Below are 12,702 nucleotides of genomic sequence, written 5' to 3'. Positions count from 1 at the left end.
TAGAACCTACTCAAAGGGCCGGTCACCGAAACAATTGGTGACTGGCCCTTTTTTGCATTATTGTAAGGAGAAATCAAAATGCCGGGAAATGTAGGAATGAAATGACCCGGTTTAGAATTAAAACAGCCAAAACATAACACCCTGTCACCCTGGCTGCCGGCATGATATAATTAATACCAACAAGGGAAGTGAACAAATTGTCAGACCGAACTGAATTGGAAACAGTACCACCCCACCACCCGCACGACAAGGGATACAGACAGCTGCTAAACAACAAGAGAACCTTTTTGGAACTGCTGCAGACCTTCGTACTGGAAGGCTGGGTGCGGGAAATAAAAGAGGACGACCTGACGCTGGTTAATAAAACTTATGTACAGCAGGACTTCAGCGACAAAGAAGCAGACATCGTGTACAGGACGCGGCTGGGCGGTACCGAAGTAATCTTCTACGTGCTCCTGGAACTGCAATCCACCGTGGACCATACCATGCCATTTAGATTACTGCAATACATGGTTGAGATATGGCGGGACGTGTACAAAAACACACCCGAAAAAGAGCGTAAACGGAAGAACTTCAGGCTGCCGCCCATTGTCCCCGCTGTGCTGTACAACGGCAAAAGGGGCTGGACGGCCTGCAGGAGCTTCAGGGATTACCAGTCAGGGCAAGAGCATTTCCCCGGCAACCTGCTGGACTTCACATACATCCTGTTCGACGTTGTACGCTACAGCGAGGAAGACCTGCACCGGGCCGCCAACATGGTGTCAAGCGTGTTCTACCTGGATCAGACCGTTGACCCCAGTGAACTGGTAGACCGGCTCAAAAAACTGGCCGGCGTAATGAAAGAAATGGACCCGGAACAATTTCGCCAGATAATAGTATGGCTGCGTAACGTAATCAAACGTAAACTGCCAAAACCGCTGCAAAATGAAATAGACCGCGTGCTGGATGAAACCGAACTGCTGGAGGTGGAAAAAATGATCACCAACATTGAGCGTACGCTGGATGAGATGCAAAAGGCAGCTGAAGCAAGGGGTATGGAAAAAGGCCGAATGAAAGGCAAAGTTGAAGGTAAACTTGAAGGTAAACTTGAAGGTAAAGTTGAAACAGCCAGGGCGGCACTGATGGAAGGACTAAATGTTGAAATTGTAAGCAAAATAACCGGGCTAACGCTGGAAACTGTGCTGGAATTAAAGAAGGAACTGGAAAACTAATAATAAATGACCCTTACCTACAATAAAACGGGTACTGAGAAAATTAGTAAAACCTTCTCAATGGGCCGGTCACCGAAACAATTGGTGACTGGCCCTTTTTTGCATCAAAGGAGCTGATGCCAATTGCCCACAAGCGGTCCCCTAACAGAAGAACAACAGGAAATCCTGAAAGCCTACGAACAATCACTCATCGACGACGGTAAAGCCACCAGGACAATCCAGTCATACCTGAGTGACCATACCTGAGTGACATAGAGAAATTCCTTCACCACCTGAACCAAAAACCACTGAGCGAAACTAGCCGTGCTGATGCCACATCCTTCTTCTCAGACCTGGTCTTCCAGGGCTTCAAACCCGCCACAGTAAACAAAGCCGTCAACTCCCTCAGCTGCTTTGCCCAGTACCTGCAGGACCGGGGCATCATACCTGATAATCACAAAATAGTGGAACCCAAAAAAGACCGCATTAAGATTGCCGCAGGCTCGGAAAAAGAAGTTTCCGTACTAAACGAGCAGGACCTAAACAACCTGCTGGCCCTGGCCAACAATCCCGCCCAAATGTCGCAAAGGAACCAGCTGATCATCCACCTGCTGCTGTACACCGGGGTCAGGGTCAGCGAACTGGTAAACATCCGCATCAAAGACATCGACTTTGTGCTAAACACCCTGCTGGTACGCGGTAAAGGCAACAAACTGCGGGAAATACCATTAAAACAAGAACTGGCCGAAAAAATCAAAGCCTACCTCCGGGGCGAAAGAGCTACGAGCAAATTCGCCAAAAGCGAATACCTCCTGGTCAGCCAGCGCTCCGAAAAACTACACCGGGACGCCATAAACACCCTGCTTAAACAAATCTCCAAACAGCTGGGCATCCACCTGCACCCCCACAAATTCCGCCACACCTTCTGCACAAAACTGGTTCAAAAGGGCGTTCCCCTTTCCACCGTAGCCAAATTAGCCGGTCATGCCGTAGTTGAAACCACGGCCAAATTCTACGTCTCCACCAGCCGGCGGGATAAAGCAGCTGCCATAGCATTACTCTAGCATGGCACCAAAAGTGAAAAAACGCAACAAAACAAATCACAAACATATATTCTTTTTATGATCCTGTAGGATTAACCTTACTAAAACGTTCAGGAAAGGAATGATTTGATGCGCGTAATCAAAACCATGGCTGATATATCATTGCTACGAAAAGCCGGTGCCTTAAACCCGGAACTAATAGACGAAGTTGAAAAGCAGCTAAAAGAAGTCTTTCAAAACCTGGGTGGAGATGATTTGGGCAACTTCAGTCTAAAGGACGTTGGCCCGATAGTTGTCCTGGAGGCCGGTGACAATGTCCGTGATCTGGCAGAGATTGGCCTGAATCCAAAAGATGGCGGTCTACTTGGAGCCCCACCGGAATGGGCTGATACACTGGAAATCGGTGGAGAGAAAACCCACGTCATGGTTGTAGTAATAAACAACGAATACGCGCTGTCTGTATTCTGCCCGGCAAACGTGCTGGACGAAAAAGCAGCAGCGGCACTGGACCTTGAATCATACTAAAAGCCCTGGACCCACGAAAATTGGTGTCTGGGGCTTTTTACTGTTTTTCATGAAAGGAGAAAGAGTAAATGAAAAACAAAACACCTGCCAAACGGGTTGATATCGTCACACTGAAGCTTGTTAGAGAAAGCAGCATGCTGTACCAGACCCGCAGTGTCAAGTCACCCGGTGATGCAGCGGATTTAGTCAGAAACTTCATTGAAGACGCAGACCGTGAACAATTCTGGATTGCGTGCCTTGATACCAGGCACCAGCCCACGGCCCTGCACGCAGTAAGCATCGGCACCCTGTCCCAAACGGTAGTACATCCAAGGGAACTTTTCAAAGCTGCCATAATCGCCAACGCCGCAGCCGTAATCCTGTACCACAACCACCCAAGCGGCGATCCAGAGCCCAGCCGCCAGGACATAGAAATAACAGAACGCCTGGTTAAGGCAGGTGAAATCCTGGGTATCCAGGTACTGGACCACCTGGTAATAGGAAGTAATGGTAAATATGTTTCCCTTAAAGAACGCGGCCTGATGGGGCAGGACCAATAATACCGGCAGTAACAAAAAAACGCAAAAGGACGGTGAAAACACATAAACTGGCTGCTACTAATAACCAAAATCATTTTGCTCATTGCCGAAGAAACGAGTACAGTTGAGGCGGTGGACCGGGTTGCCAGTGCATCAGGGGTGGACTTCTCAGAGCTGTGGGACCGCCTGCCCGGTGAATACAAATAAATAAAGCTGAAATAAATTGGGGTGAGATCCCCTTTTTTTTGCAGCCTTCCTGCTAAGTTTCAGGGCAATCAAGGCGCAAAAAAAACCGCGCCCAAAAAGCCCTGGAAGGGAAAATAGTGCCCCCAAGGTTGCCGTCGTTACAGGAAAGGGGAAATGAAGTTAATTGACTGATAATTAAAAGGGCCAGCCAGGAAAGGAACAATTCGGGAAAAAGAAATTTTGCCAAACGTGCAGCGCAATAAAAATTTTTTATAACAAATTCGATGGATTTACGAATACATACAACCCAGTCAGGGGCATTTTTGGGGGCACAACCAAGAAAACAGCACTAATTTAACGAAAAAGGCCGTAAAAGTCTGAAACCAAGAAATAAAAAAACTGTCTGATTAAACAGAGAATTCTGAAATAAATTTTAGCGACTACGTCCTTCCCCAAACCCCTTGAAGAAAATACCAAAAAAAGTGGCCAGCCTAAAATGGGCCAGGAAGCGGTTCGACAGTTTTGGGTTTAGGCGGTAAAATTTTGCCACTGGCGGAATTGGGAAATCTTTAAAAACCCATTTAAAAATTTTAACGAAGGGGGAAGGCGACATGATAAAAGCCATCAAAGCCAGAAAAATGCCGCGATTTACCAGAGGGCTTGCGCCAGGTGTGTACCGTGCTAAAATTCACTCCGTTAAACTGAATGAGGGCGAGGTGACAAACCGGGGAGTGCGGGATGTTGTTTATATAACTTTTATCTTGGATGATGGACGGACCATTGTTCAGAGGTACTTTTTCTACCTTGCCTCCCATACTCAACTGGGGCAAGTCACTGACGCGCTTATGGGACCCATTGACGAAGGTGAGGAGGTTGACCTAACAGACCTGATCGGCATGGAGTGCAGGATTACGGTGGAAATCCGCACTTCGGCCAATGGCACCGGGTGGATAAACGTAGTCGGGGTCGAACCTTTTGAAATTGATTCTTTTTAAGTTGATTAATTAACAGAACGCACTATCACTTTAACTGCGTGTACAAAAAGGAAATATGTTGACTAATTAAATTTAATTGTACCAATTTAATGGTTATATTTTTGGGGGGAAAAATATGGAATTGAGCAGAGAGATGAGAAAACTAGAAAACTCTTGGGAAAGAGGTGATTTTCCAAAACATTTAGAATGGATCGAGATTAAAGGGATAAGAGGATGGGCTGGTGAGAGAGTTAAGTTTAAATTTCCAATAGTTGCTCTTGTTGGGGAAAACGGTGTTGGAAAGAGTACCATTATACAAGCAGCTGCATCTATATATAAAGACCCAGTTAAAACTTTATTTGCTTCGCATTTCTTCCCCGATACGGCTTGGGAAGAACTCACAGGTATTGAAATTAAATCTTCCGTTAGGGAGGGTAACAGTTCAAAAATTGTTTCAATCAGAAAACCTACAACGAGATGGAGAGGAAATGAAAACAGACGAGAAAGAAAGGTGGAATTTTTAGATTTAAAGAGGATTCAACCAATATATGCAAAACCAGGTTATTTAAGGCTCGCTAAAAGAAATGTACAGGAATCAGAATCTGAGCTCTTTACCGATGAACAAAAAGGCCGTTTTTCAACAATAATTGGGAAAACCTATGAAACGGCGAAGTTATCTACTACTAATTTAGACTCTACCCGTCAAGTGCCGGTTGTATCTGTGAGTGGTTATAATTATTCAGGGTTTCATCAAGGCGCGGGAGAATCTACTATTGCAAACTTAATTTCATTGGACATAGCTCCTTATAGCTTAGTTCTTATAGACGAAATAGAAACATCGTTGCACCCAAGGGCACAAAGAAGATTAATTAGGGATTTAGCTAATATTTCTAGAAATAAGAAGATACAATTGATAATTACAACTCATTCCCCATACATACTTGAAGAGCTGCCTTTTGCCTCCAGAGTTTATATTTTTAATGATACAAATGGTAAAAAAGTAGTCGATGGTATAAGTGTTGATTTTGCTTTATCAAAAATTGACGAAGGTAATTACCCGGAATTAGACATATATGTTGAGGATGACATTTCTAAGATTTTATTGGAAGAAATAATAGCTAAATTCAACGTAGATTTACTGCCAAGAATATCCATAGTTCCTTATGGTTCCGCTTCTGTTGGCAAATCGTTGGGAACAATGGTTTCTCAGGGTAGATTTAAAAAACGAACAATAGTAATTTTAGATGGTGACCAGGACCCAGCGCCAGGGTGTTTATTATTGCCCGGAGATGATGCTCCCGAGAGGGTGATATTTAACTCATTAAAAGAGATTGGATGGCCTGACATTGCAGCAATAATTAATCGTTCACATTCTCAATTAGTAAATAATGCTGAACATGCAATTACTTTATCCAGTCATCATGACTGGATAAAGCATGTCGCGGATAAGGTGATAGTCGGTGGAAATGAGTTATGGAGAGCAATGTCACGAGTTTGGGTTAATAGAATTATGCAGGAACATGAGGTAGAACAAATTATTGGTGAAATAGAAGAGAAACTTGGACAAGGTTAATAAGTGATTATTTGAATTTAGTTTATGCTTTTTATGCTCGAGGAAGTTTTCGGGCCTAGCTTGCGCCATTCCCCAAAAACTTTCTAAAGGGGACAGTCCCTCATTTGGGTAACACATTAACGAACTAAAGGATAGGGCTCAGAACAAGAATGCCCGGATTAAAACATTCTCATACTAAATTGCTTTTTGTATCCAATTTGATAACTACTGAAAATGCGTACATCATTTCTAAAGGCCTTGCAATCGTCTTTAGGTACTCCCCCCTTAGCTAACTAATCAAACCGCAAATAAGGGCATTCTAGCGCGCTCATAGTTATTCTATATTTAGCCATTCTTTTGAATCTGGTATAATAAGGGCAAGGAAACCTGCTGCCGAAAGGGGCGCTGTTTTGGTGGAGATGAAACGCATCAACCGCACCAACGATTACCTGTTCAAAAGGATATTCGGCTCTGAAGAGGGCAAGGATGCACTCATGAGCTTTCTAAACGCAGTGCTTAAACCACCGCCGGGGCAAGAATTAACATCTACACATTTCACATCAGGGAAGACCAAACAGGCGAGTTATTAAACGACGATCTGGAAATTCATTTCCTGGAACTAAAGAAGATTACCGGTCAAAAGCGCAAGCCGCAAAACGACCTGGAGGAATGGCTGCTTTACTTTAACAATATCCAGGGTGAAGAAATGGAGGCAATCGCCATGGGCAACCCGGGAATTCGCAAAGCTTTGACCATAGAGCAGATCTTCTTAAAGGACAAGAAAGAGCGCAGGTTATACGAGCTCAGGGAAAAGGCTGTCAGGGACGAAATCTCCATGCTGGCCGGCGCAAGGGCCGAGGGCAGAGCTGAAGGCATGGCCGAAGGTGAGGCCAGGGGTATAGCCAAAGGTGAGGTTAAGGGCAGGGCCGATGCCATCTGCATGTTTCTTGATGTAAGATTTGGTGAAGCTTCACGAGGGCTGCAAAGAAAGGTAAGGTTCATCAGCAAATTGGAAGCCTTAGACAGGATTATCAACCGGATTTATACCGCCGCATCGCTGGATGATGCCGAGGCTATCATAGATAATGCTATAACCCGTTAAGAATGTAGTATAATCAAGATAAACGGGGTAACACGAGGACAAACTGCCTCACTTGAGCAATAACATTGACACTTTCGTATGGCCTGCTCTTACTGCTAGCAAGAACATCAGCACCGCCTGTTGGCAACCACAGAAAACTGCGTACGGCGCTTTTAAAGGCTTTACAATCGTTGTTAGCTATATTCAGTATATTTCCCCTTAGCCAACTAATCAAACCGCAAATAAGGGCATTCTTCCGCGTTTTAGGCATGGTTTTGAAAGGCATATAACTCTTGCTCTGGGAGAAGCCCTAACTGGCCTCTCCCTTGGCTTTTTGTAATTGAACAGGCGGCCTGTATTCGGTTTTATGCTTCATCATGCTATAGGCAATATTAACCAGCCTGCGCATCACGTAAACCATAGCCTGCTTCCTGCTCCGGCCCTTCTGCTGCTTCTTCAGGTAATACTGGTACATTACCGGGTTCCTGGGGTTTTTGTTCTTATCCACCTGAATGTGGTTTAAAGCCAGTATATAAAACGCATAGTTTAATCTGCGGTTACCGTACCGGTTACTGGTTTGTCGCAAGCTTTTACCGGAACTCTTGTTCAAAGGAGCAATACCGGATATCTTAGCCACCTTGACGGAAGGAAAGGGCATACCATCCATACGGCAAGTGGTAATATTCTTCTACCGTGAAAATGACAACGGCCTGCACCGGCTGCGGGATACATGGGACAAAGGAACACTTGAATACGCCTACGAAGTAATTAGAGTGTGGGAACAGCGCAGGCAGCCGGTGATAACGGCAAAACTGGTAGGACTGTACCCCCTGCTGCCCTTGATGAAAGGTGAAAACGAACAGGAGACACCGGAGCAGGTACTAAAGGAATGCGTGAATGTAGTGCAGGAAGTGGAAGACGAATCACTGCAACTGGACCTGCTGGCGGTAATGGCCATAATGGCAGGCGGCAGGTTCCCGGAGAAACTGGTACTTTCAATGATAAGGAGGGAAACCGTCATGGAATCACCTATCTTCCAGGAATGGGTTAAAGAAGAAAGAGCAGGTGCCAAAGCAGAGGGTAAAGCAGAGGGTAAAGCAGAGGGTAAAGCAGAAGCCATTTGCAAATACCTTGAAGTCAGGTTTGGCCTGGCAGCACAGGAACTACAGCGGCAGGTGAGAGGCATTTCCAGCCTGGACGAGCTAAACCGGATAATAAACAACATCTATACCACCGGAACGATTGAAGAAGCGCAAGCGGTTGTACTGGGAACAAGAAACTAAGAAATGGACCCGTAACAATTTCGCCAGATAATAGTATGGCTGCGGAACGTAATCAAACGCAAACTGCCGGAACCGCTGCAAAATGAAATAGACCGCGTGCTGGATGAAACCGAACTGCTGGAGGTGGAAAAAATGATCACCAACATTGAACGTACGCTGGATGAAATGAGGAAACAGGCATTGTTGCAAGGAAAGATAGAAGGAAAGGCTGAGGGAAGAGCTGAAGGAATAGCCGAAGGAATAGCAAAAGGAATAGCTGAAGGTAAATTTGAAGGCAAAGTTGAAACAGCCAGGGCAGCACTAATGGAAGGACTAAATGTTGAAATTGTAAGCAAAATAACCGGGCTAACGCTGGATACTGTACTGGAACTAAAGAAGGAACTGAAAAACTAATAATAAATGGCCATAGTGCCAAGGATATTGAATTAATGCAGTTTAGCGTGTTACCCAATTTCAAGAAATGGCGGGCGGAACCCGAAAACCTGATAGCCGCAGAGTCCAGGATCAGGGATGCGGACATGGCCAGAGAAATAATGGCACTGGCAAGGTACAGCATTCTCCAACAGGTCACCATGGCCATGTTGGTTCATGCCAATCGGCAGGCGAAAAGTGTCCTGTGGCTTTTGATGCAGCATGACAATTATTACTGATTTTTAATTAGCTTATTTGCCGGTACAACCCTGAGGAAGATTGCCGGGCTAAAGCACAAGCCGCAAAAGCCGAGGGACGGTTTGAAGATACATCAATATACTTCGTTTGTAGAACATGGCTGAATTGTCTTTGAGTACTATTTTGCAATATCTGGGATAAGCATATTGATAAATGCTTTTTTATAGAATGGCAAGATTGTATTTTTTCTCGTCACTATGCCAAGGTAATTTGGCTTAAAATATTGCTTTAACGGGATAAAAGCAAGCTTTCTCTTTTTCATTACTGGCAGCTCCTGAACAATTGAGGCAAATGAAATTCCCAGCCCCATTTCACTATAGAGGGAACTCAATTCTACGTTGGACGACTCCATAATAACCCTGTATACCAACCCCTTCCGAACAAACAGTTTATCCAATTCTTTGCGATAGTTTAAACCGCTATCCCGCGGCGGCAATATTAGCGGGTATTCTACGATATCCTCGATTTTCACATTTTTTTTGCAGTTAAGGGATGATTCTTGGGCACTAGCAGAACAACTTCGACTTGTTTCCAAGGTTGAAAATCTAGCTCTGGGGGAACCATTGAATTCAGGAGAAAGCCAAAATCAACTTCCCCTTTTTTAACAAGTTCGATTACATTTTGCTGAGACCGGTCTAATATTGTTAATTCAACCAGTGGAAATAGTCTTAAATATTTTTCTAAAGGAACAGGCAAAACGTGATACAAAGTGGTAAATGGGGCAGCTACTTTTAACTGTCCTTTTTTTAATCCTTTTAACTCATTTAAATCATCAAGCAATAGATTATACTTTTTGATTATTTCCTCTGAAAAGGCAAAAAATTTCACACCTGCTTCGGTAAGTCTTATTTTACGCTTTCCGATTCTTTCGAAAAGAAGGCAATCTAATTCTTTTTCCAAAGCTTTTATTTGATGAGTCAGGGCGGATTGGGTCTTATAGATAGTCTGGGCTGCTTTGGTAAAGCTCCCGTTTTTGTAAAAACTTTTCCAGTATATTTTCTTTACCGGTAAAATATGAAATTATAATTTCCACTATCCTTATTTAATTCTTCATAAGAGTAATGCTCATTATGTACCCTATAAGGCTGTGATTTACCTTATTATACCTGCAGGGCGCGTGGGAACAATTGACTGTATTGAAATTTTAGAGATCCAGGCACTGTAAAGTTTGCTGTAAAACAGCCGATAAATAATTCAAAGGTAAGATGCATGAAAGGCAGTGATATCCAGTGATTACCAGCCTGCGCATCGGCGGCCTGGCCTCAGGTATTGATACCGATTCTATTATGAAAGACCTGATGCGTGCCCATAAAATACCCCTGCAAAAATTACAGCAGGAGAGGCAGATATTAGAGTGGAAGCAAGAGTTTTACCGGGAAATTAACACTTCGCTACGCACTTTCAGGGATACAGCCTTTAATATGAGGCTGCAGGGTACATTTATGACCAAAAGTGCCGCTTCCTCCAATGAAGGCGCGGTTACGGCCAAAGCCAATAACAGTGCCCACCCTGGCAGTTATACCGTAAAAGTGCACAATTTGGCCACAGGTGTATTCAAGGGAAGTCAAGGTGAACTGGCCGGTATAAGGGATGAAGAGGGAAACATCAAGACACTGGCCCAGCAGTTCTGGGACGATGACGCGCCGGAAAAGATTTCATTTACTTTGACGGGGTTTAAAGGGGGAAAAGAGAAATCCGAAACCTTTACCTTTAACACGGAAACCAACACAATTTTTGAGGTTGTGGCCTGGATAAACAATGCCGACCTGGGCATTAAAGCCAGTTATGATGCCGATTTAAACCGCTTTTTTTTAAGCACCGAATCCGTTGGCGCTGAACAAAAAATACTGGTGAAAAATGATGAGTATAATTTTTTGTCCTCTAATGATAATGGAGACAGTTTATTAAAATTGGACCTTCTGACAGATGCAGAAGCAAAGGGCACAGACGCCAAGTTTGATTTCGGCGATGTAATAGGTATTGAGAGTTCCTCCAACACCGTGACGGTCAACGGCATAACCCTGGAACTTAAAGCAGGTGATGGTGCCACCAGTACCATCACGGTGGCCAGCGATACTGAAGCCGTTTTTAACACCATCGTGGACTTTGTAAACCAATACAATGCCCTAATGGAAACAATATCCAACAAGCTTTATGAAAAGCGCTATCCCGATTACCCGCCCCTGACCGATGAAAAGCGGGAACAGCTCACCGATGACCAAATTGAAAAATGGACTGAAAAGGCCCGCAGCGGCCTGCTGCGTTATGATAGCATATTATCCGACATATACAACAGATTGCGCACCACCATCTCCTCCGTGGTGTCCGGGGTTTCCGGGGGATATATGGAGGGCGGCAAGCTAGTAAAAACCGATAACCTGGCCAAGATTGGTATTAACACCACAGCGGATTACATGTCGGCCAAACTTGAAATTAACGAGGATCAATTGCGCAAAGCCATTGAAAAGGATCCCCAGGGAATTATCGATTTATTCACCAAGGGCGCCGGTGAAGGGGACGTCTCTGATAATGAATTGGGCATTGCCAGGCGGCTCTATGATAACGTTAATTACGGCATCAACCGTTTGATGGAAAAGGCGGGTAATGCAAGTGATTTCAAACTGGTGGATGAAAGTGTCATTGGGGGGGAAATCAGTGATATCGACGATAGAATTGAAACCACCGAAAAGCGCCTGCAGCAGTTGGAGGACCGCTACTGGCGCCAGTTTACAGCCATGGAACGGGCTATTCAACAGTTGAATTCCCAGAGCATGTGGCTAATGCAGCAGTTTGGCATGGGTGGTTATTAAACATCGTTGTTTGGAGGTGTAAAAAATGGCGTTAAGTAACCCGTATCAAAAGTACCAGCAAAATTCGGTGACCAGCGCTACACCCGAAGAATTGACCCATATGCTGTACAGCGCCGGGGTGCGCTATATTCGCCAGGGCATCATGCATATCCAAGAAAACAATATGCAAAAAGCCCATGAGACCCTGATCAAAGCCCAGGAGATTTATATTCACCTCCAGGCCACCCTGAACAAAGATATTGAAATATCCGCCAACCTGGATCGCCTGTACGATTTTATTATTCGGCATCTAATGCAGGCCAATATTAAAAAAGATACCGCCATGCTGGCGGATGTGGTGGGGCTGGCCGAGGAATTGCGGGATACCTGGAAAGAAGCCATGGACAGGGCCAGAGGCAGGTAATTAAAATTGAACAGTGATGATTTAATAGCGGGTATGCTTGATCAAAAGCTTGAACTGTTAGGGCAATTTTGTGCCCTTACGGAATCGATGCTAAATGCCCTGGGCGACGAAGACATGCAAAGATTTAACGATTTGCTTGAGTGCAGGCAGGATGTTATTGACCGGGTGAATGATTTGGATGTCCGATTGGCAAAGTGTGGGATTCCATTTTCCCCCGGGGATATCAGGCCGGAGGGCGTGCAACCCGGTGCAAGGCAGCAAATAACCGGTGAAATTAATGCATGTTTAACAAAGGCCCGGGAAATGGACCGGCAAATACACACCATTATCCAGCAAAGGTACCGGGATTTGACAAAGAATGCAAGTGCCGTGAGGGTGGCCAGGCAAGCGGAAAATATATATCGAAAAAAAACAGCATCCAGGTATGGTTATTTTATCGACAAAAAAAAATAGCCATAACCGGTGGGA

At 44.6% G+C, this 12,702-nt stretch carries 16 protein-coding genes and 2 pseudogenes; 16 read left to right on the top strand and 2 right to left on the bottom strand.

The genetic code is table 11. The features are described 5' to 3' along the window. Positions 1-197: 197 nt before the first annotated feature. From LX24_RS07295 to LX24_RS07265, 10 genes and pseudogenes are all read left to right on the top strand, one after another. A complete protein-coding gene (locus LX24_RS07295; protein ID WP_166511494.1) occupies positions 198-1,211 on the top strand; it encodes an Rpn family recombination-promoting nuclease/putative transposase in 1,014 nt (337 codons plus the stop codon). 123 nt (positions 1,212-1,334) lie between these two features. Further along, the gene (locus tag LX24_RS15110; RefSeq protein ID WP_279233188.1) at positions 1,335-1,457 is read left to right on the top strand and encodes a hypothetical protein; all 123 of its coding nucleotides are present in this window, start codon (positions 1,335-1,337) and stop codon (positions 1,455-1,457) included. Next, a pseudogene (locus tag LX24_RS15355) lies at positions 1,454-1,567 on the top strand (hypothetical protein); the annotation flags it as partial. The gene LX24_RS15110 and the pseudogene LX24_RS15355, both read left to right, overlap by 4 nt. 87 nt (positions 1,568-1,654) lie before the next feature. Beyond that, entirely contained in the window at positions 1,655-2,254 is a 600-nt protein-coding gene (locus LX24_RS07290; protein ID WP_207706553.1) for a tyrosine-type recombinase/integrase, read from the top strand. A 108-nt stretch (positions 2,255-2,362) separates the two neighbouring features. After that, entirely contained in the window at positions 2,363-2,758 is a 396-nt protein-coding gene (locus LX24_RS07285; RefSeq protein WP_166511493.1) for a hypothetical protein, read from the top strand. Positions 2,759-2,826: 68 nt separating this feature from the next. Continuing rightward, entirely contained in the window at positions 2,827-3,297 is a 471-nt protein-coding gene (locus LX24_RS07280) for a JAB domain-containing protein (protein ID WP_166511492.1), read from the top strand. A 776-nt stretch (positions 3,298-4,073) separates the two neighbouring features. Further along, positions 4,074-4,457 carry a hypothetical protein gene (locus tag LX24_RS07275; protein WP_166511491.1) on the top strand — a complete coding sequence of 128 codons (384 nt, stop codon included), beginning with the start codon at positions 4,074-4,076 and terminating at the stop codon, positions 4,455-4,457. Between the two features lie 115 nt (positions 4,458-4,572). Continuing rightward, complete coding sequence (locus LX24_RS07270; protein WP_166511490.1) at positions 4,573-6,009, top strand: ATP-dependent nuclease; 1,437 nt, start codon at positions 4,573-4,575, stop codon at positions 6,007-6,009. A gap of 398 nt (positions 6,010-6,407) precedes the next feature. Continuing rightward, the gene (locus LX24_RS15350; protein WP_479723363.1) at positions 6,408-6,578 is read left to right on the top strand and encodes a PD-(D/E)XK nuclease family transposase; all 171 of its coding nucleotides are present in this window, start codon (positions 6,408-6,410) and stop codon (positions 6,576-6,578) included. Further along, a complete protein-coding gene (locus tag LX24_RS07265) occupies positions 6,527-7,090 on the top strand; it encodes an Rpn family recombination-promoting nuclease/putative transposase (protein WP_341473562.1) in 564 nt (187 codons plus the stop codon). Before LX24_RS15350 ends, LX24_RS07265 begins: the two co-directional genes overlap by 52 nt. 289 nt (positions 7,091-7,379) lie before the next feature. On the opposite strand, the gene LX24_RS07260 is transcribed toward LX24_RS07265, so the two are convergent. After that, positions 7,380-7,727, bottom strand: coding sequence for a transposase (locus LX24_RS07260; protein WP_166511489.1), 348 nt, complete (start codon positions 7,725-7,727; stop codon positions 7,380-7,382). Between LX24_RS07260 and LX24_RS07255 the strand changes: the two genes are divergently transcribed. From LX24_RS07255 to LX24_RS07245, 3 genes are all read left to right on the top strand, one after another. After that, positions 7,708-8,352, top strand: coding sequence for an RpnC/YadD family protein (locus tag LX24_RS07255; RefSeq protein ID WP_166511488.1), 645 nt, complete (start codon positions 7,708-7,710; stop codon positions 8,350-8,352). The two genes, LX24_RS07260 and LX24_RS07255, sit on opposite strands and share 20 nt — an antisense overlap. Positions 8,353-8,484: 132 nt before the next feature. After that, positions 8,485-8,745, top strand: coding sequence for an RpnC/YadD family protein (locus LX24_RS07250; protein WP_243131659.1), 261 nt, complete (start codon positions 8,485-8,487; stop codon positions 8,743-8,745). 35 nt (positions 8,746-8,780) lie between these two features. Next, on the top strand, positions 8,781-9,002 hold the full coding sequence (locus LX24_RS07245) for a flagellin (protein ID WP_166511487.1): 222 nt from the start codon (positions 8,781-8,783) through the stop codon (positions 9,000-9,002). Positions 9,003-9,139: 137 nt separating this feature from the next. On the opposite strand, the pseudogene LX24_RS14935 reads toward LX24_RS07245, so the two are convergent. Then, positions 9,140-10,017 (bottom strand): annotated as a pseudogene (locus tag LX24_RS14935) (LysR family transcriptional regulator). A 233-nt stretch (positions 10,018-10,250) separates the two neighbouring features. Here LX24_RS14935 and fliD point away from each other — a divergent pair. From fliD to fliT, 3 genes are read left to right on the top strand one after another with little or no spacing between them, the layout of a single operon-like run. After that, positions 10,251-11,831 (top strand): flagellar filament capping protein FliD, encoded by a 1,581-nt coding sequence (gene fliD, locus LX24_RS07230; RefSeq protein ID WP_166511485.1) that lies wholly within the window; start codon positions 10,251-10,253, stop codon positions 11,829-11,831. A gap of 25 nt (positions 11,832-11,856) precedes the next feature. Next, positions 11,857-12,234, top strand: a complete 378-nt coding sequence (gene fliS, locus LX24_RS07225) for a flagellar export chaperone FliS (RefSeq protein WP_166511484.1) — start codon at positions 11,857-11,859, stop codon at positions 12,232-12,234. 6 nt (positions 12,235-12,240) lie between these two features. After that, positions 12,241-12,687, top strand: a complete 447-nt coding sequence (gene fliT, locus LX24_RS07220; RefSeq protein WP_166511483.1) for a flagellar protein FliT — start codon at positions 12,241-12,243, stop codon at positions 12,685-12,687. Positions 12,688-12,702 lie beyond the last annotated feature (15 nt).

The sequence above is a fragment of the Desulfallas thermosapovorans DSM 6562 genome, assembly GCF_008124625.1.
Taxonomy (GTDB): domain Bacteria; phylum Bacillota; class Desulfotomaculia; order Desulfotomaculales; family Desulfallaceae; genus Sporotomaculum; species Sporotomaculum thermosapovorans.
Note: the sequence above shows the minus strand (reverse complement) of the source record. Positions and strands in the feature narration are given on the sequence as shown.